This window comes from Streptomyces sp. NPDC042371 (assembly GCF_056437465.1).
In genome coordinates, this window is record NZ_JBWKAP010000007.1 from 399,651 (window position 1) to 419,390 (window position 19,740).

Consider the following 19,740-nt stretch of genomic DNA (forward strand, 5'->3'; position numbering starts at 1 on the left):
GGCCACGGCGGCCTTGCGGTCAGCTCTGCTCGATTCAGGTCGCGTGCTCACCGGACCGCTGCCTGATCGTCTGCACGATCGCGGAGAAGTCGCGGTCGGCCCCTCCCTCCTTGGCGAACTCCTCGTACAGTTCGGCGGCGCGCAGGCCGAGTGCGGCGTCCACGCCCGTCGCGCGCGCCGCCCCGGCGGCCAGGCCGAGGTCCTTCGCCATGAGAGCGGCGGCGAAGCCCGGCCGGTAGTCGCGGTTGGCCGGGCTCGCGGGGACCGGCCCCGGCACCGGGCAGTTGGCAGTGAGCGCCCAGCACTGGCCGGAGGCGGTGGAGGCCACGTCGAAGAGTGCCTGCGAGGTCAGGCCCAGGCTCTCGCCGAGTACGAAGGCCTCGCTGACGGCGACCATCGAGATGCCGAGGATCATGTTGTTGCAGATCTTCGCCGCCTGCCCGGCACCGGCGTCCCCGCAGTGCACGGCGCGCTTTCCCATGGCGGCCAGCAAGGGCTCCGCATCGGTGAACTCCCCCGTGCCGCCGCCCGCCATGAAGGTCAGCGTGGCGGCCTCGGCCCCGACCACCCCGCCGGAGACCGGTGCGTCGAGGGCACGGTGGCCCGTGGCGGCCGCGGCCTCGTGCGCGGCGCGGGCATCCGCGACGTCGATCGTGGAGCAGTCGACGAACAGCGTGCCCGGCGCGGCCGCGGCGAGCAGCCCCTCGTCCTGGTAGAGCGCGAGGACGTGCCGCCCGGCCGGAAGCATGGTGATCACCACGTCGGCGTCCGGCACCGCCTCGACGGCCGAGGCGGCGGGCACGACCCCCCGCTCCGCCGCGGCGGCGAGGGCGTCGGCCGACAGGTCGTGTCCGACGACGCGGTGCCCCGCCGCGACCAGGTTCGCGGCCATCGGCCCGCCCATGTTGCCGAGGCCGATGAAGGCGATGGTCCTCGCCTCCTGCGCCCCCGCGCCCGCGGTCCCGCTCACCACGCCACCTCCTGTGTCACGGCGCCGCCGTCCAGGGCGAGTTCCCCGTCTCCGGGCGGCGCGAAGAAACGTACGACGTCGTCCGCGCCCACCTCGGCGAGCGTGCCGGGGTGCCAGCGCGGCGAGCGGTCCTTGTCGATGACCTGGGCGCGGATGCCCTCCGCCAGGTCGGGCGAGGTGAGGGCAGCGGACGAGACGCGGTAGTCCTGGCCCAACACCGCTTCGAGCGAGCCGAGTTCACGCGCCCGCCGCAGCGCCTCCAGCGTCACTTTGAGGGCCGTGGGCGACCGGCCGAGCAGTGTCTCGGCGGCCTCCTTCGCCGCGCGCGAGCCGTCCGCCTGGAGTCGGTCGACGATCTCCTCGACGGTTCCGGCGGCGTAGCAGTGGTCGATCCACTCCCGCTCGTCCGCGAGTCGGCCGGGCGGCGCGTCCTGGACGTACCGCGCGAGGACCTCTCGTACCGGCACATGGGAGATGTCGGCGAGCAGGCCGGGCAGGGACGACGATGGTACGAAGTGGTCGGCGAGGCCGCACCTGAGCGCGTCGCCCGCCGCCACCTGCGCCCCGGTGAGGGCGAGATGGGCGCCGAGACCGCCGGGCGCGAGGCCAAGCAGGTAGGTGCCGCCGACGTCGGGCACGAACCCGATGCCGGTCTCGGGCATCGCGACCCGGGAGCGTTCGGTGACCACGCGCACGCCCGCATGCGCCGAGATGCCGACACCGCCGCCCATCACGATGCCGTCCATGACGGCGACGAACGGCTTGGGGTAGCGCGCGATGCGGGCGTCGAGGCGGTACTCGTCGCGCCAGAACTCCCGCGTTGCCGCGCCGTCGCCCGCCGTGACGTCCTGGTGGATGGAACGGATGTCGCCGCCCGCGCACAGGCCCCGCTCCCCCGCACCCGTGAGGACGACGGTCTCGATGGCGGGGTCCTGCTCCCAGGCGGTCAGCGCCTCGTCGATGCGGAGCACCATCGCGTGGGTGAGGGCGTTGAGGGCCTTGGGGCGGTTGAGGATCAGATGGCCCGCGCAGCCCTCGACGCGCAGCAGCACGGAGTCGACGGCGCCCTCGGCCGCCGTCATCGGACGGCCTCGGTCAGTCCGCGGGCCACGATCAGGCGCATGATCTCGTTGGTTCCTTCCAGGATCTGGTGGACCCGCAGGTCCCGGACGATCTTCTCGATGCCGTACTCGCTCAAATAGCCGTATCCGCCGTGCAGTTGGAGGGCGCGATCGGCCACGGAGTAGCCGGTGTCGGTGGCGAAGCGCTTGGCCATGGCGCACAGCTGCGGGGCGCGCGGGTCGCCCCGGTCGAGCGCGTCGGCGGCCTGGCGCACCAGCGCGCGGGCGGCGGACAGCTCGGTGGCCATGTCGGCGAGCCGGAACCGCAGCGCCTGGGCGTCCAGAAGGGACGCGCCGAACGCCTCACGGTCGGCGAGGTAGGACACGCTGCGGTGCAGTGCGCTCTGGGCGCCGCCCAGGGAGCAGGCCGCGATGCCGAGCCGTCCGCCGTTGAGGCCGGTCATGGCGATGCGGAACCCCTCGCCCTCGTCCCCGAGGCGGCGGTCGGCCGGTACGCGCACGCCGTCGAGGAGCACTTGGCGGGTGGGCTGGGCGTTCCAGCCCATCTTCCGTTCGTCGGGGCCGAAGGTGAGGCCGGGGTCGTCCCGTTCGACGACGAACGCGGAGATGCCGCCGGGCCCCTCCTCGCCGGTGCGCGCCATGACGACGTACACGTTCGAGGTGCCCGCTCCGGAGATGAACTGCTTGACGCCGGTCAGGACGTACGCGTCACCGTCGCGCTCGGCGCGGGTCGTCAGGGCCGCGGCGTCCGATCCTGCACCCGGCTCGGTGAGGCAGTAGCTGCCCAGGGACGCGGCGGTGCACAGCTCCGGCAGCCAGCGGGCGCGCTGGTTCTCGTCGCCGTACCGGTCGATCATCCAGGCGACCATGTTGTGGATGGAGAGGTATCCGGCGATGGAGGGGCAGCCGGTGGCGAGGGCCTCGAAGACGAGGGTTCCGTCGGTGCGACTGAGGCCCGAACCGCCGTGCTCCTCGCGTACGTAGACACCGCCGAGGCCCAGTTCGGCGGCCTTGCGGAGCACGTCCACGGGGAAGTGCTTGTCGCGGTCCCAGGCGACGGCGTGCGGTGAGAGGTGTTCCTCGGCGAAGTCGAGCGTCACCTCGGCCAGTGCGAGCTGGTCCTTGGTGAGGGCCGTGGCCATCGTGGTCATCGCCGTCATCCCATCGTCGGGATGGTGAAGTTCGCGCCTTCCCTGGCTCCGGAGGGCCAGCGCGAGGTGACGGTCTTGGTGCGGGTGTAGAAGCGGACGGCGTCGGGGCCGTGCTGGTTCAGGTCGCCGAAGCCGGACCGCTTCCAGCCGCCGAAGGTGTGGTACGCCACCGGGACGGGGATCGGCACGTTGACGCCGACCATGCCGGCGCCGACGCGGCGCGTGAAGTCGCGGGCGGTGTCGCCGTCCCTGGTGAAGATCGCGACGCCGTTGCCGTAGGGGTGTTCGCTGGGCAGGCGCAGGGCCGCCTCGTAGTCCGCGGCGCGGGCCACGCACAGCACCGGGCCGAAGATCTCCTCGCGGTAGATCCGCATGCGCGGCGAGACGCGGTCGAAGAGGGTGGCTCCGGCGAAGAAGCCGTTCTCGTGTCCGGGCAGGGTGAAGTCGCGTCCGTCCACGACGAGTTCGGCGCCTTCGTTGACGCCGATGTCCACGTAGCGGCGGACCCGGTCGAGGGCGTCCCGGCTCACCAGCGGCCCGAAGTCGGCCTCCGGATCGTCGGACCGCCCGATGCGCAGCTCGGCGACGCGTTCCTTGAGCCGGGTGACGAGCGCGTCGGCGGTCTCCTCGCCGACGGGGACGGCGACCGCGATGGCCATGCAGCGCTCCCCCGCCGAGCCGTACCCGGCGCCGATGAGGGCGTCCACGGCCTGGTCGAGGTCGGCGTCCGGCATCACGATCATGTGGTTCTTGGCGCCGCCGAAGCACTGGGCGCGCTTGCCGTGCGCGGCGGCGGTGGCGTAGATGTGCGCGGCGATCTGGGTGGACCCGACGAAGCCGAGCGCCTGGACGCGCGGGTCCTCCAGGAGGGTGTCCACCGCTTCCTTGCCGCCGTTGACGACGTTCAGGACACCGGGCGGCAGGCCCGCCTCCAGGAACAGCTCGGCGAGCCGGAGCGGCACGGAGGGCGCGCGTTCGGACGGCTTGAGGATGAAGGAGTTGCCGCAGGCCAGCGCGGGAGCCGCCTTCCACAGCGGGATCATCGCGGGGAAGTTGAACGGGGTGATGCCCGCGGTGACGCCGAGCGGCACCCGCAGGGAGTGCACGTCGATGCCGGTGCCTGCGTTGTCGGTGAACTCCCCCTTCTGCAGGTGCGGGATGCCCGCGGCGAACTCCACTACCTCAAGGCCGCGTTGCAGGTCACCGTGGGCGTCGGCGACGGTCTTCCCGTGCTCGCCGGAGAGCGTCCGCGCCAGCGACTCCCGCTCCCCTTCGACGAGTTGCAGGAAGCGCAGCATCACGCGAGCGCGCCGCTGCGGATTCCACTCGCCCCATTCACGCTGGGCGGACTCGGCGTCGGCGATCGCCGCGGCCGTCTCCGCCCGCCCGGCCAGCGGCACCTGCGCTTGTACGGAGCCGGAGTTGGGGTCGTACACGTCGGCGAAGAGCCCCGACGTCCCGGGGACGTGCTTGCCGCCGATGAAATGTGTCAGTTCACGGACCATGAGAGCCTGCTCTCGTCAGGTGAGTCCGGGGATGGCACGGCAGGCCGACGGCGCCACCGGGTGAGGTGGGCGGGCGGTTCTGTCGTGGGACGCGAAGGCCTAAGAGCCGTCGTGGAGTCGAGCGCCGACCGGGGCCGTCGCTCGCTTCGCCGGTTCACCTGGGTCGTGGGTACGGACCGGTGCCATGCGTGTCTGCTCCATCCTCGTGGACAACACGGAACACCCCACGGCCGGTATCCTGACTCCCGGATCAGCGCGCGTTCTCCCGCCTTCCCGACGGAACTTCTCCGTCAGTGGCGTATCGCTCGGCGAGAACGCACTCCCCGGTCACAGTGGCGGGACCGCGCCGGATTCACACCGGCTTCCCTGCACCGCGGGCTCTGGTCACGAAGATATAGTTGGACGTCCTAGTAAGTCCACCCCCACCTTTCGGCGACGGCGGCGGTTTCGTCGCGCGGGCGGCCTACGCGGCGGTCACTGACCGTCCTTCAGCTTGATGATCTTCCCGTTCTCGTCGAGCGTGTGATCGCTCCAGTACGTGTCCCACTTGTCCCCGACGTGCTCGGGGACCTTCCCCTCCGGGTAGCGGGCGTAGCCCTTCGGCGGCTCTTCCCCGTCGGGCTGGCACGCGGACCCACTGCTGCCCACCTGCAGAACGGGATACTCGCCGCCGCCGCAGATCGCGTCCTCCATGGAACAGCCGGTCAGCGCCGCGGCCGCCGCCGCGCCCGCCAGCGCGAGCCCCACGAGGGACCGCGCCGACCGCCTACCGGAGACACGGGACGCCGGGCGAACTCGGATGCTGCTGCGCACAGTCCTCTTCCTCTCATCGACCTGTGCGTCCAGCTTGCGCGAGCGGTGGGGTGCGGATCATGAGTACGAGTACTCAGACGGCCTGTGCGCCCTACTTGATCACGCCCGTTGGACACCCCGATGACGTAGTGGTCGATGAGCTGGTCACCGAGGTCTGGGCGCGCGGCCGCGCCTCACTGACGCGGGTCGGTTCGTTGCCCTCGGGGAGTTCCTCGTCGCTCGGATGACGGTCCGTAGAGTGCGGCGATCCCGGCGGCGCGGTCGTGCAGGGAGGTACGCAGCCACTGCGGGGCCAGGACTTCCGCGAGCGTGGAGAGCTGCCAGAGGGCCCAGGTGGCGTGCCGGGCATCCTGGAAGACCACGCTCAGCCGCAACCGGCCGTCCGCTTCGGCCCCTTCGGCTTCTTCATCTCCTTCGTCGAAGACCGCCAGCGCGGTGCCCACCAGGTCCTTCCGTCCCGCCGGGTCCACCCGTACCCGCACGGTGACTTGGTCGTCGCCACCGTTCCGGAACCGTGTGTTGCGCTCCTGCCAGGCCCGGTCCAGGTCGACCGTGGCCGGTCGCTGCGCGGGTTCGCCGAGCGCCTCGGCGCCCAGCACCCGGGACAGCCGGTAGGTGCGGTCGGCACCGGCGCGCGTGGCCAGCAAGTAGCCCTGGTTGCGGACGGTGACCAGGCCGATCGGGTCCACCGTGCGCCATTCCGGGGGCCGCCCCGGAGGCGCGTAGTGGATGCGCAGCTTCTGTCCGGCGAAGACCGCGCGCCGGACCTCCGCCACGGTCGCGTCGGGCACCTCCTCGGCGTCCACGCGACGCGCGAGGAGGTCCAACTCCGGGTCGATGAGCAGTCGCTGGGCCGCGCCTGCCGCAGTGCCGCGGAGGTCTTCGGGCAGCGCGTCGAACACCTTGAGCATGGCCGAGGCGAGCGCCGAGCCGAGGCCGAACAGCTGCGCGCCGCGCCGTGATCCGGCGACCAGCAGGGCGAGCGCCTCGTCGTGGTTCAGTCCGGTCAGCGCCGTCTGGAAATCGGGCAGCAACGAGAAACCGCCGTGTCGGCCGCGTTCCGCGTAGACCGGCACGCCCGCCGCGGACAGCGCCTCGATGTCGCGAAGCACCGTGCGGGTGGACACCTCCAGCTCGCGGGCCAGCGTGTCCGCCGTCATCCGACCGCGCTGGCGCAGAAGCAGCACCAAGGAAACCAACCGGTCGGCGCGCATGCGAAAACACTAGCGAAATACATGACTGGAGATGTCATGTATTGCTGGAAGGCTCCTTCACACGACGTCAGCGCGCGGCGATTGCCGGGCCGATGGACGTACGTACCGTCAGCGAACCCACTGAACCGAACGGAGCCAAAGCGGCGATGGAACGAATGGCAGTCAACCCGGTGTCCTGGTCGACGGAGCTGGGCTTCAACCAGGGTGAGGTCGTGTCCGGGCACACGCGCACCTTGTACATCTCGGGGCAGACCGCGATGAGCAGCGAAGGCAAGCCCGAGCACGACGGTGACATGGCGGCGCAGCTGGCGCTGAGCATCGACAACGTCAAGGCCGTGCTCGCCGAGGCCGACATGTCCCTCTCGGATCTCGTCCGGCTCAACGTCTACACGACCGACGTCGACCTGCTCTTCCAGCACTTCGGCGTGCTGGCCGGGCAGTTGGGCGCCGCAGGGGTCGCGCCGACCACCACGATGCTCGGGGTGACGCGGCTGGCGATACCCGGCCAGCTGGTCGAGCTGGAGGGCACGGCCGTCGCGTGAGGCGGCCTCCTCAGGAGAGCGTGCCGACCACGTCGCGCACCTGACCGGCGACGGATTCCGGCAGCGGCGCGTAGTTGAGCCTGGACAGGTCCTTCTGCCCCACCTTGCTCGCGGTGTAGGTCAGGAACGACTTGAGCCCGGGCAGGGTCGCCTTCTGGTTCCCCTTGTCGCAGACGATCTCGTAGGTGACCTGGACGATCGGATACGCGCCCGGGGTCGATGCGTCGTAACGGAACTTCAGCTTCATGTCGCTGCCCTGGCCCGCGACCCGGGCGGCGGCGATGCCTGCCGACGCCGTGGCGGGAGTCGGTGCGACCGGGGCGGGCGCGCCCGTGTCGATGCTCACGGTCTTGATCTGGCGGGCCCGCGCGAAGGACAGCTCGAAGTACCCGATCGCCCCGACTCCGGAGGTCACTTCCGAGGCGACGCCGCTGGACCCGCTCGCGGACGCGCCGCCCGTCCCCTGCCAGGCCTTGGCCAGCGGGTGGGTCCAGACCTCGGGGGCCGCGCCCGCCAGATAGGCCTGGAAGTTCTGTGTGGTGCCGGAGTCGTCCGACCTGTGCACGGGGCGGACGGGCATGGACGGCAGGTCGGCGCCGGGGTTGAGCCGCCGGATCTCCGGGTCGTCCCAATCAGTGATCTTCCGGTCGAAGATCTTGGCGAGGGTCTCGGCGTCCAGCGTCAGGTCCTCGACGCCCGGCACGTCGTAGCCGATCGCGATGGGGCCGCCGACCATGGGCAGGTCTATGGCCCGCCCGCCCCGGCAGACGTCCTTCGAGTGCTCGACCTCATCGGGCTTGAGCGCGCTGTCGGAACCGCCGAACGCGGTCGCACCCCGCAGGAACTGCGCGCCGCCCGCCCCGGACCCGATCGGGTTGTACGCGATCCGCACCCCCGGGCAGGCACTCTGGTAGTGCTTGATCCAGTACTGCATCGCGTTCTGCTGCGCGCTGGACCCGGTCCCCTGGACCTTGCCCGCGTCGGCACAGTCGATCCCGGCGACGGAAGCGGCATCGACGGACGACCGCGCGTCCCCGCCCCCGTCGTCACCTATCCCCGCGACACCGCACCCAGTCAGTGCCAGCGACAGCAGAGCCGTGAGGGAGACGACGACCGCGCCGCGTGCTCCCCCTGATTGGTGGTGCGTACGTCCTGGACGTGGGTGTTGCAACGTTGTCCCCTCGGGGTACCGCGAAGTGGAACTCGACCGGACCTCAGATGCTGGCCCATCCACGACGTCGGCGGGTAACACCGGGGCGAACATCGGACGACTTCCTGCTGTACGGCGGTGGGGCGGAGGCAGGGTTTCACTGTTGCGGCGTCGGCGCCGCTGCAGCCAGGGCGGCCGCCAGCTCCAGCAGCTCAGTGGCCTGCTCCGGACAGTGCTGGGCCATCCTGCGGAGACGAACCGCACCGGCGCCGCGCTGTACTTCGGAACCCTGCTCTGCGGCTTCCGCGATGAGATCGGCGGGAGTCGGGGCATCCGCGTCGGCACTAGCCGCACTCGCCGCGGAGAACACCGCACGTACGGCGAACAGATATGGAGTGACGAACGGTGTCTCTGTCAGGACCGGGGCGACGAGGATCAGGGGGACGAGCGCCTCCGGCCGCCCCTCCCCCACGAACGCCATGGCGGTGTCGACCGCCGTCGTGGGGTCGGTGATCGCGTCGTAGACGTCGGTGGCGGGAAGTCGGCCGACGAGTTGGAGGATGCCCAGGTGTTGGAGGGCGGCCGGGTCGTCCCTCCGGGCGGCGAGTACTTCGCGGATCAGGGGATCCGCGGTCAGTTGCTGGTGACGCTCCAGGAAGTCCAGGTCTTCCGGCCACGTGGGGGTGGCGAGCCACTGCTCGACCAGATCGACTCGGGAGTTGCTCTCGCCGAGTGCGTCCAGCACCTCCGCAAGTCCGTGCTCGCGGGCTGCGTACAGAAACTCCGCGAGCGCTTCGAGCCTTTCGTCTTCCGGGTACAGCGTGCGGGCGGCGGCCAGAGCGGCCTGCCCTTCCGGCGCTGAGAGAAGCGGATGTGCCTCGCGGAGGAAGGTTTCCCGGTCGGACCAACTCCGCAGGGAAAACCACTGGTCGAAGCGGTCGCGGAGCTCGGAGGAGAGCGGGGTGTTCGCCCATGCGGGGAAGTCGGGGAGAGCTGAATCCAGGTGGGGGCGCGCCGGTTCGCTCCGGCCCAGCTCCTCGACAACGCCTCGGACGGCGCGACGGGAACGTCCGGCCCAGGCGGGATCGGAGGTCGTATCAGCGCACTGAGCGGCAGCGAGCAGGACCGACACCGCTCCTGCGTGATCGTCGTGCTGGTGGAGCCACCATGCGCGCGAGGCGAGGAGTTCGGCTTGCGGTCCGGAGGGAAACTCCGAGATCACTTGATCGGAGGTGTGCCGTGCTTCGCCGAGGCTCTGACGCTCGTGCCCCTGGTGAAAGAGATCGTTCAGGGACACGGCGAGGTCGGCGAGGAAGGCTGCCGGATTGCTCCGGGCGAGACCACGACGGATCTCGACCGACTCGGTGATGGAGGCGTGGGCAGCCTCATGATCGGTCGCCTCGTGCTGCAGGACGGAGAGATTGGCGAGGGCCTTGGCAAGGTCGGGGAGGAAGGCTCCCGGGCTGCTCCGGGCGAGGGTTCGGTACAGGCTGACGGCCTCGCTGATGGCCGCGAGGGCGCCCGCAGGGTCTCCGGTGGCGCTCAGTCGACCCGACAGGTTGTTGAGGGTTCCGGGAAGGTCAGGGAGGAAGGCTGCCGGGTTGGTCCGGGCGAGACCACGACGGATCTGTAACGCCTCGTTGATGGAGACAAGGGCGGCCTCGTGGTCGCCGATCGTGCTCAGCCGGTTGGAGCGGTTGCTGAGAGCCGAGGCCAGGTCCGGGAGAACCCCGGCGGGGTTGGCCTCGGCGAGGGTGCGATACAGGTCGACGGCTTCGGTGATCGACGCAAGCGCCGCCTCTCCTTCGCCGACCTCGCCCTGTTGGACCGAGAGGTTGTTGAGCGAACCGGCCAGACCGTCGAGAAACGCGGCGGGGTTGGCCTCGGCGAGGGCGCGGCGGATCGCCACCGCCTCGCTGATCGAAGCCAGCGCCGCGTCGGGGAGCCCGGCCTCCCCCTGCTCGACCGAGAGGTTGTTGAGGGACGTGGCGAGGTCGGGAAGGAAGGCGCCCGGGTCGGTCCGGGCGAGGGAGCGGAAGGCGTCCGCTGCCTCGGTGGCCGCGGCAAGCGCGGCCTCACGGTCTCCGACCGCGCTCAGCCGCCCCGAGAGGTTGCTGAGGGACCCGGCCAGATCGGGGAGGAAGGCGGCTCGATTTGTCGCCACAAGAGCACGACGGATCTCTACCGCCTCCATCGCAGAGGTGAGGGCAGCCTCGCGGACACCCATTTCGCCCTGCCGGTTGGAGAGATTGTTGAGCACCATGGCGACGTCGGGCAGAAACGCAGCGGGGTTGGCCCGGGCGAGGGCCCGATAGAAGTCGACCGCCTCGGTGATCGCAGCAAGCGCCCCTTCGCGGTCCCCGGTATCACTCAACCAGTTGGAGAGATTGCTGAGGGAGCCTGCGAGGTCGGGAAGAAAGGCACCCGGATTGGCCCGGGCGAGAGATCGTCGGATCTCCACCGCCTCGGTGACCGAGGCAAGAGCAGCCTCGCTGTCGCCCATGTCGCCCTGCTGGTTGGAGAGGTTGTTGAGCACCATGGCGAGGTCGGGCAGAAAGGCAGCAGGGTTGGCCCGGGCGAGACCACGACGGATCTCGACCGCCTCGGTGATCGCAGCAAGCGCCCCCACGCGGTCCCCGCTTTCGCTCAACCGATTGGAGTGATTGTTGAGGGCCGTGGCAAGCCCGGCGCAGAAGACGATGGGATCGGCCCGGGCAAGGTCGCGAAAGAAATCGACGGCCTCAGTACTCGCTGCAAGGGCCTCGCCACGCCGGCCGGTCTCGCTCTGCTGGACCGAGAGGTTGCTCAGGGATCCGGCGAGATCAGGGAGGAAGGCGGCTCGATTTGTGCCCACGAGGGCACGGCGGATCTCGACCGCCTCGGTGATGGACGCAAGGGCCGCCGCACGGTCTCCGACATCTCTCTGCTGATTGCACAAGTTGTTCAGAGAGGAAGCCAGGTTGGGGAGAAAAACTGCCGGGTCGGCTTCGGCGAGGGTGCGATAGAGGGTGACAGCTTCGGTGATCGAAGCGAGCGCCGCCGCACGGTCTCCGGCATCGCCCTGCTGGTTGGAAAGGTTGTTGAGGGACCCTGCGAGGTCGGGGAGATGGGCGGCGCGGTCCCCTTCAACAAGAGCACGGCGGATCTCGACCGCCTCGGTGATGGACGCGAGGGCGGCGGCGCGGTCCCCAGTCTCGGAAAGCCGATTGGACAGGTTGTTCAGACAGGTGGCGAGGCTGGGAAGGAACGCGCTGGAATTGGTCTCAACGAGGGTCCGGTAGAGCTCGACGGCCTCCGTGACCGAAGCGAACGCCGCCGCATGGTCTCCGGTGTCACTCAACCGGTTGGACTGGTTGTTGAGGGACATGGCGAGGTTGGGAAGAAACGCGGCAGGGTCGGCTTCAGCGAGCACGCGGTGGAGAGCGACGGCTCCGGAAATGGCACGGAGAGCGTCCTCGCGTTCCCCCACCTCACTCAGCCGGACCGACAGGTTGTTCAGCCACGACGCCCGCGCCGCCCGTGCTTCCTCGGACGTGGCGTCGACGTCGTCGGGTTCGGAGCGCCTGGTGGCGATCAATGCGAGGTTGCGCAAGGTGCTGTGTCCGGCAGGGACCGTGGCGGCGAGTCGGGCCAGGGGCAGCGGCGAATCGTCGGTAGCGGCGAGTCGCTCAAGGGCTTCGAGGAAGATGCCTCCCTGAGACGCCGCCACCGTCAGCGCGGTCCGCCACAGGTCGGGAGCCGCGGCCAGCGCGGCCTGTGCGACGTCGCCCGCCGGGGATTCCTCACCCGCCGAAGCGGCGAACCGCGAGATGCTCACGCAGGCGTTGAGCCGCTCGTCCCGGTCCGCCTCCTTCAGGCACCCTGCGAGCAGTACCCGATCGGTCCCGAACACTCCGGCCGCAAGATGCGCACCGAGTGGGTCCGGCCGCACCGCCAGCGTGCCGTCCTCGGGTGCGGCGGGCAGCAGGTCGGTGAGCAGGGCCGCCATCTCGTCGCGGCGCCCGGCGTCGTCCGCCAGTTCGTTGATGGCCTTCAGGGTGTGGTCGAGCCGGGCCTCCCGGGGTGCCAGGAGGCTGAGGCAGGCGCCTGCCTCGCGCAGTACCTCCCTCGTCCTCCTCGAAGGCTTGCCGATCTGGGTTCTGTACGCCCGTACCCAGTAGCCCAGTTCGTGGTCGAGGACCTTCTCGTACAGCTCGTCCTCCGAACCCGGCACTCCCTCGGTGCCGTCCGCGCGGGCGGCGAGCCAGGCGAGCATGACCAGGTCCAGGGTGGTCCACCGGCCGGAGGCCGGGTCGGGAGGCGGGCTGCTGCCCATGGCCGTGGCCTCCGACCCGCCGAAGGAGCGCAACGCCGCCCGGTAGACGCCCGTGTGGCGTGGGTGGCGGGCCGCCAGAGGGCTGTCGTGCAGGTCATAGGGGTGGCCGTCCTCCTTGAGGGCCACCGCGATCTCCTCGTCCCACCAGCTGCTGATCGTCCGCGCGGTCAGTAGGAGGCAGGTGGGCGCCTCGCGGTGGCGCAGGGTGCGCAGCACGTTGATGACGTCCGCGGACTTGCGGTCCTCGGCGTAGTCGACGACGACCAGCAGCGGGGAGGCGACGTCGCCGAGCCAGGCCCGGTCCCGGGGGTCGGGTTCGCGGACGAGGAAACCCGCGTACCAGCCGGTGGTGGAGAGGCGGTGGGCGAGCTCCGCGGCCAGGCGGGTCTTCCCCGCGCCGCCGACGCCGTGCAGCAGCACGATCCTCGTACGCGGCCCCCGGGCGTCCGGCGCCTGGAACCAGCCCTGGAGGAAGTCGAGTTCATCCCGGGGGTGGAAACGGATGGCGTCGTGGCGGGCCCACAGGGACGGGAGCGGCCTGTTGCTTCCTGTGACTACCCCCAAGGGTTCCCCCGCCAGCTCCCCCATAGGTTCCGGCACCGGCAGGTAGGGCGCCGCCAGAACATCGGTACTCGGCCGGTAGGGCAGAGGATGCGGCTCGCAGTGCTCGTACCCCAGACCGACGTCGACCGTCACGCTCCAGCGGTCCTCGGAGGCTTCCCGCAGGAGCGCGGCGCCATGGGCCACGGACCGGTCCCAGGGCTGCTGTTCCCGGCGTCGGGGGTCCGTCGTGTCGACGCGGGAGGAGACGCCTGTGACGTCGATGGCGAGGAACGCGCCGGGAGAGTCCTCGGTCTCGGCGAGCTGGTCGATGAAGTCCGGTGGGAGGGTCTGCCAGTCGGGGTCCTGCTCGTCCCAGCGGTAGTCGCGGTGGGCGCGATTGGACCAGTTGCCGTCGAGCCAGACGGCGACCAGCGCATGGGCCGGGTCACCCGCCCCCGCACCTGCCAGGACGATGATCAGGGGGTGCAGTCCGGCGTCCAGACAGGCTCCGGCGAAGGTGACCGCGAGGTCGAGGCACGTGCCGTGGCGTGGTCGGCCGAGCACCTGGTCCGGCGGCCGGATGGTCTGGCGGCCGGGGTCGCTGGTGGTCGGTTCGTCCGCGTACTGGATGTGGAGGTCGGCGAAGGCCTCGTACAGAGCGCGTGCGCGGGCGGCTCGTGGCCCCTCGCCCGGCGCGGGCATCCTGGTACCGAGGAGGTCGCCCGGCGCCCCGCGCGCGCTGTCGCCCCGGTGCCCGCGCTGGACGTACTCGATCAGGGCCCTGGGATCGCCGCCCGCCCACCGGCGCCACGCCGTGCTCACCCCTCCGCTCCCAAGTGCTCGGTGTCGACCACGCCCAGGACGTCCCCGGCGCGAAGGCGGTCCACTGCCGGTACGCCGGTCGCCGCGATCTCCACCGTGTAGGTCCCGCTGCCCGGCGGCAGGAGTTCCGTCTGCCACCGGTCGTCACCGGACCTGACGCACGGCAGCCAGGACGCCCCCGCCCTGTCCCCGCCGTCGCCCGCACTCCCCTGGCCGTCCCGCGCGCGAAGCCGGACCCGTACCTGCGTCCGCTCGTCCGCCCGCACACCGTGCAGGGTCACGCCGACCGGCACCGGGGTGCCGACGGGAGCCGTTTCCTCCAAGTCGAGTCCGAGCCACGGGTGTTCGGGGGCGTCACCTCGTACCGCCGCGAGCGATTCACCGGCGTACTCGCCCAGTACGTCGACGACCGCGGACGAGGAGGCGAGCGCCATGTGGCGCTCCGCGACGGCCCTGCGGGCCCGCATGTCCTGCTGCTCGATGGGGATGGCGGAGATCGCCGGGACCGTGCCGTCGCCGAGCCAGTCGCGGTTGGGCAGCCAGTCCGGTGCCCCCTTCGCCACCGAGAGCCCGGAGGGCAGGAGCATGGCCTGCTGCAGCGTGGCGTGCCCCCGGCCGAACAGCGCGGTCACCTCCGGCGATTCGGGCCTGCCGGGCAGCTCGTTCCAGGCCGCTTCGATGTCCTGATGCACCGCGAAGGCCGCCTTCGCCCGCGGCGCGAACGCCGCGAAGACAGGGCCGCCCTCCGCCAGCTCATGGGGCCTGAGCGGTGCCGCACCGTTCGGCCGCCCCACCGCCGGGTAGCGCGGCAGGAGTTCGTACGCGGAGGGCCACTGACGCAGCACTTCGGAGAGTCCTGCCAGCCGCTTGGGCCCCACCTTCACCCCGTTCGTCAGGACCCCCAGCGCCTTGGGGGCGCCGCGGTGCGGGGTGCCGAGGGTGATCAGTGCCGCGCAGTCCGCGGCGCCGCCCAGGGGTCCCAGCCAGTAGCGGGCCACCAGGCCGCCCATGGAGTGCGCGACCACGATCACGCGCCTGCGGCGCGCTCCCGCGTGCTCACCGCTCAGCCGCGCCGACACGTCGGCGGCGAGCCGCTCGGCCGCGTGCTGGATGCTGTGCCGGAAGTCGTACGGGAAGAGGACCACGTCGGCGCGGTCGTCCGGGTCGCGCCCCGGCCGGGACACGTCGACCTGTACGTGGTCGAAGCGGTTGCGGATCCTGCGCACCAGGTCGTCGTAGCCGGGGACGACGAAGGGGCCGATCAGTGTGATGTCCGGCATCAGGCCGACGGGAACCAGGTCCGGGTGCGCGTCCAGGCCGAGCCGGTGCGGCCGGGTGGCCGCCGCGACGAAGCGTCGGCGGTGCTCGTCCCACCGCTTGGCCGCGTCGGGCGTCTGCAGCACGCTGCCCCCGATGCCGGGCACCACGACGACCAGATGCTTGAGTCGCGCCATAGCGCCTCCCCCGTTCCCACTGGTCGCCTTCAGGTGTGGAGGCACTCCCAGGGCAGCAACGGTAGGCCCGTCCTCGCGGCTACGCTAGGTAATCGGGCGACAAGTGCCTTCGATCTCAACGGACTTCGGGACTCTGCGGCCCGGTGCGGGTTGGGGGCGCCACCGGGTATTGTCGCCATCGCCCCGCACCTGCCAGGAGTTGAGATGCCCGGTCGCACTGGCACGCGCTGACGTTCAGGTCGTTCGACCCGTCATCGCGTGCTGCCCGCACCACAGGTAGTCGACGTAACCGCACGTGACCGCACGTGCCGACCACGCGCCTGCCCCCGTGCCGCGGCACAGCGAGCCCTCTCTCGCTTCTCGGCTCTCTCCAGGGGTTGTTGTGCCGTCCCTTTCGCCTGCCTCCGGCAGCGTGCTCCGCGACCGTGACTTCCGTCTGCTCTGGGTCGGCCAGGCCGCATCCCAGTTCGGGGCGCAGGCCGGTCTGGTCGTCCTGCCGCTCATCGCCGTCGTCACTCTCGACGCCTCCACCGGCCGCCTCGGTGCGCTGCGTGCGGTGGAGCAGGCGCCGATTCTGTTGTTCTCGCTGTTCGTCGGCGCGTGGGTGGACCGTCGGCGGGCCCGGGATGTGATGGTGCTGTCCGATCTCGGGCGGGTGCTTGCGCTGGCGGCCGTCGCCCTCGCGCATCCGCTGGGCGTCCTTGGGCTGCCCGCGCTGTTCGTCGTGGCGTTCGTCTTCGGTGTTCTCGGGGTGTTCTTCGACGTGGCCTACCAGGCGTGCCTGGTACGTCTGGTGACGCGCGACCAGTTGGCGCGGGGCAACAGCGCGCTGGAAGGCAGCAGGTCCGCCGCGCAGATCGGCGGGCCCGCGCTCGGCGGCGCGCTGGTGTCGTTCCTCTCGGCGCCGGTCGCCGCTCTGGCGAGTGCGTTCTTCTTCGCGGTGTCCGCGGTGTCGATCCGGCGTGTCCGGCGGCATGAGGCGCCGCCGATCGTGTCGAGCGCCGCATCGCGGAAGCGGCCCGTGGGGCTCTGGTGGCAGATAGTCGAAGGGCTGCGGCTTGTCGCCAGGCACCCCGCGTTGCGGGCCGTGGGGCTCGCCTCCGCCGCGTTCCAGTTCTGCTTCGCGGCCCTGATGACCTTGTACCTGCTCTACCTTCCCCGCGGTCTGCAGCTGTCGGGCGCCGCGGTCGGGCTGGCGCTCGCCGCCACCGGCCCGGGCGCGGTCGTGGGGTCACTGCTCGCCGCCCGGCTTCCCGGGCGGTTCGGTTACGGCCGGGTGCTGGTGGCTTCCGCGCTGCTCGGCGACGGCGTACTGCTCTGCGTACCCGCGCTGCACGGCTCCGGCATCGTGACGGTGTGTCTGCTGATGGGCATCAACCTGGTCTTCGGTGTTTTCAGCCAATTGGTCAACGTGACGGTCATGGCCGTGCGGCAGGCCGTCACGCCCGTCGGGCTGCAGGGGCGCGTCGTCGCGACGATCAACTTCGTCGGCATGGGTCTGACCCCGCTCGGTTCGCTGCTCGGCGGCTTCCTGGCCGATGAGTTGGGGCTGCGCGCGGGGCTGTTGGCGGCCGCCGTGAGCATGACGCTGTCGCCGGTGTGCATGGCGCTGTCCCCGCTGGCGCGCCTCGGGCGGACCTTGCCGGGCTGACATGGGTCTTTACCGGCCACCCGGCCGCCACGGGACGTACCGCACGCCACACTTGTCACCTCGTTCACATCAGCTCATGCACGTCAGTCAGTCATTCACGTCACCCCGCTTACCTCACCCCGATCACCACACCCCGCTCACGCCACGAAAGGATCCGACCCCACATGGCCGACCCCAGCCATCTGCCGGACCGACGCAGAGTGCTCGCCTACCTCCTCGCCGCCCCGACCCTCGCCGTGGGCGTGCGCCTGGGGGCCGACGGGCTCGCCGGACAGCCCGCCGAGGCCGTCGGGGCCGCCGGAGCCACGAGCGCCACCGGCGCCGCGGGCGTCACGGAGGCGGTCATACCGTCGCTTCCGCAGCCCGAGAACCTCTTCGACCTCGGCGATCTGCAGAACCTGGTGGCCGCCCCGACCGCCGGAATGATCACGATCCAGGTGCACACGGACGGCACCGCCTCGTTCGCGGTGCCCCGCGCCGAGGTCGGCCAGGGCATGACCACCGCCATCGCGATGATGATCGCCGAGGAGATGGACCTGCCCCTGGAGAAGGTGCGGGTCGCCCTCGCCGACGCGCGGCCCGAGCTGCTGATGAACCAGTTCACCGGCGGCTCCAACTCGATGCGCAGCATGTATCTGCCGGTCCGCACCGCGGCGGCCGTCGCCCGGCACCGGCTCGTCGCCACCGCGGCCGCCCAATGGGGAGTCGCGGCCTCCGAACTCACCACGGAGGACGGGGTGATCAGGCACGGGTCGACGCGCAGCGCCACGTACGGCTCCCTCGCCGAGAAGGCCGCGAGCGCCAAGGTCCGTACGGCGTCCGCGCCCCTCAAGTCCCAGGACGACTTCACGGTCCTCGGCACGCCGCGCAACCGCATCGACGCGCTGGAGATCGTCACCGGACGCAAGAAGTTCGGCATGGACCACGACGTGCCCGACGCCAAGCCGACCATGGTGCGCAGGCCGCCGACCATCAACGGCACGGTGCAGGCCGTGCACAACGCCGACGCGGTCCTGCGCATGCCCGGAATCACCGACGTCGCCACGGTCAAGCACGGTGTGGCCGTGCGCGGCGCGACGTTCGGACAGTGCATCGACGCGCTGCGGGCCCTGGAAGTGACCTGGGGGCGGGGCACCGTGGACGGGGAGTCGGACGACACCGTCCTGCGCAAGATCAAGGCGGCCGCGCTGCCGATGATCGTGCCGCCCCTGCTCACCAAGAAGATCGACGCCGAGTTCACCTTCGCGTTCGCCAGCAACAGCCCGCTGGAGCCGGACAACGCGATCGCCGACGTCCGCGCCGACCGCGCCGAGATCTGGGCGAGCCTCAAGGTGCCGATCGTGGCGCAGCAGGACATCGCGGCCCGCCTGGGACTGCCGCAGAAGGCGGTCACCGTGCACGTGGTGGAGGGCGGCGGGTCCTTCGGTCGGCACCTCTTCCACGACGTGGCCGCCGAGGCCGCGGAGATCTCCCAGAAGATGGGCAAGCCGGTCAAGCTGTCCTGGTCCCGCACGGACAACTTCCGGCAGGGCCGCACGCATCCGATGTGCGTCTCCCGTGTGCGGGCGACGTACGCCCTCGGCAGCGTGCTCAGCTACGAGCAGCGGCACACCGGTTCGCAGACCGACTTCGGGCACGGCCTCGGCGAGATGATCACGTCGGCGGCGGCGAAGCTGCCCGTCGCGGGCAATCTGACGTTCGCCGAGACGATCTTCCAGCTGACGCAGTCCACGCCGTACCACTTCGGAGCCACCACCCAGCTCCTCAACGAGGTGCCGCTGAAGTTCAACACGGGCAGCATGCGCAACATCTACTCGCCCAATGTGGCCTGTGCCCGTGAGCTGGTCGTCGATCAGCTCGCCGCGAAGATGGGCAAGGATCCGGTGGAGTTCCGCCGCACCTTCGTCAAGGACGAGCGGCTGCGCGCCGTCCTTGACCGGGCGGTCGAGGAGGGCGACTGGGGCAGGAAGCTGCCCGCGGGGATGGCGCAGGGCATCGGCCTGCACGCGGAGTACCGGGGCGCGGTCGCCACGCTCGTCGAGATCGACTGCCGACCCGGGACCGTCAACAGGAAGATCCGGGACGCGGTGACGGGGCCGCGCGTCACGAAGGCGCTGATCGTCGTCGACGCGGGGTTCGCCATCAACCCCCGTGGGCTTGAGGCCCAGATGATGGGCGGCTTCAACGACGCGCTCGCCATGGCCCTCACTTCCAGCCTGCACATCGAGAACGGCCTGCCGCTGGAGGGCAGTTGGGACAACTACTTCTATACGAGGCAGTGGAACACCCCGCTGGAACTGCGGGTCGTCATCATGCCCAGCACGGGCGACAAGCCCGCGGGGGCAGGCGAGTTGGGCGTCGCGCCCGCGTTCGCCGCCATCGCCTGTGCGTACGCGCGCGCGACGGACACGCTGCCCACGAGCTTCCCGATCAACCACGGCACGATCAGCTTCGACCCGCTCCCCCGCGAGCCCTCCACGCCCCAGTCTCCTACCGACGGTCTCGACCGCGCCTTCTGAGGAGCCCTG

General features: G+C 70.9%; 12 protein-coding genes and 1 riboswitch. Of the genes, 3 read left to right on the forward strand and 9 right to left on the reverse strand.

From position 1 onward, the window contains the following. Window positions 1-34: 34 nt before the first annotated feature. The 6 genes from mmsB to AC068B_RS23530 form a co-directional block, all read right to left on the reverse strand. Entirely contained in the window at window positions 35-970 is a 936-nt protein-coding gene (mmsB, locus tag AC068B_RS23505) for a 3-hydroxyisobutyrate dehydrogenase (RefSeq protein ID WP_478673625.1), read from the reverse strand. Next, entirely contained in the window at window positions 967-2,052 is a 1,086-nt protein-coding gene (locus AC068B_RS23510; RefSeq protein WP_478673626.1) for an enoyl-CoA hydratase/isomerase family protein, read from the reverse strand. The genes mmsB and AC068B_RS23510 overlap by 4 nt, the downstream gene beginning before the upstream one ends. After that, entirely contained in the window at window positions 2,049-3,203 is a 1,155-nt protein-coding gene (locus AC068B_RS23515) for an acyl-CoA dehydrogenase family protein (protein WP_478673627.1), read from the reverse strand. The genes AC068B_RS23510 and AC068B_RS23515 overlap by 4 nt, the downstream gene beginning before the upstream one ends. 5 nt (window positions 3,204-3,208) lie before the next feature. Continuing rightward, entirely contained in the window at window positions 3,209-4,708 is a 1,500-nt protein-coding gene (locus AC068B_RS23520) for a CoA-acylating methylmalonate-semialdehyde dehydrogenase (protein ID WP_478673628.1), read from the reverse strand. A 211-nt stretch (window positions 4,709-4,919) separates the two neighbouring features. Further along, window positions 4,920-5,099, reverse strand: a riboswitch (cobalamin riboswitch). A gap of 83 nt (window positions 5,100-5,182) precedes the next feature. After that, window positions 5,183-5,521, reverse strand: a complete 339-nt coding sequence (locus AC068B_RS23525) for an SCO0607 family lipoprotein (RefSeq protein ID WP_478673629.1) — start codon at window positions 5,519-5,521, stop codon at window positions 5,183-5,185. 173 nt (window positions 5,522-5,694) lie between these two features. Continuing rightward, a complete protein-coding gene (locus AC068B_RS23530) occupies window positions 5,695-6,735 on the reverse strand; it encodes a helix-turn-helix transcriptional regulator (RefSeq protein WP_478673630.1) in 1,041 nt (346 codons plus the stop codon). 146 nt (window positions 6,736-6,881) lie between these two features. Here AC068B_RS23530 and AC068B_RS23535 point away from each other — a divergent pair, with 146 nt between their 5' ends. Then, window positions 6,882-7,277 (forward strand): RidA family protein, encoded by a 396-nt coding sequence (locus AC068B_RS23535; RefSeq protein ID WP_478673631.1) that lies wholly within the window; start codon window positions 6,882-6,884, stop codon window positions 7,275-7,277. Between the two features lie 10 nt (window positions 7,278-7,287). On the opposite strand, the gene pstS is transcribed toward AC068B_RS23535, so the two are convergent. The 3 genes from pstS to AC068B_RS23550 all read right to left on the reverse strand — a co-directional run bounded on the left by pstS (window position 7,288) and on the right by AC068B_RS23550 (window position 15,561). Further along, window positions 7,288-8,448 (reverse strand): phosphate ABC transporter substrate-binding protein PstS, encoded by a 1,161-nt coding sequence (gene pstS, locus AC068B_RS23540; protein ID WP_478673632.1) that lies wholly within the window; start codon window positions 8,446-8,448, stop codon window positions 7,288-7,290. A 136-nt stretch (window positions 8,449-8,584) separates the two neighbouring features. Next, window positions 8,585-14,107 carry a tetratricopeptide repeat protein gene (locus AC068B_RS23545; protein ID WP_478673633.1) on the reverse strand — a complete coding sequence of 1,841 codons (5,523 nt, stop codon included), beginning with the start codon at window positions 14,105-14,107 and terminating at the stop codon, window positions 8,585-8,587. Next, the gene (locus AC068B_RS23550; protein WP_478673634.1) at window positions 14,104-15,561 is read right to left on the reverse strand and encodes an esterase/lipase family protein; all 1,458 of its coding nucleotides are present in this window, start codon (window positions 15,559-15,561) and stop codon (window positions 14,104-14,106) included. Before AC068B_RS23550 ends, AC068B_RS23545 begins: the two co-directional genes overlap by 4 nt. Window positions 15,562-15,943: 382 nt before the next feature. Here AC068B_RS23550 and AC068B_RS23555 point away from each other — a divergent pair, with 382 nt between their 5' ends. Together AC068B_RS23555 and AC068B_RS23560 are read left to right on the forward strand one after the other, a co-directional pair. Further along, the gene (locus AC068B_RS23555; protein WP_478673635.1) at window positions 15,944-17,212 is read left to right on the forward strand and encodes an MFS transporter; all 1,269 of its coding nucleotides are present in this window, start codon (window positions 15,944-15,946) and stop codon (window positions 17,210-17,212) included. A gap of 164 nt (window positions 17,213-17,376) precedes the next feature. Beyond that, window positions 17,377-19,731 carry a molybdopterin cofactor-binding domain-containing protein gene (locus tag AC068B_RS23560; RefSeq protein ID WP_478673636.1) on the forward strand — a complete coding sequence of 785 codons (2,355 nt, stop codon included), beginning with the start codon at window positions 17,377-17,379 and terminating at the stop codon, window positions 19,729-19,731. Window positions 19,732-19,740 lie beyond the last annotated feature (9 nt).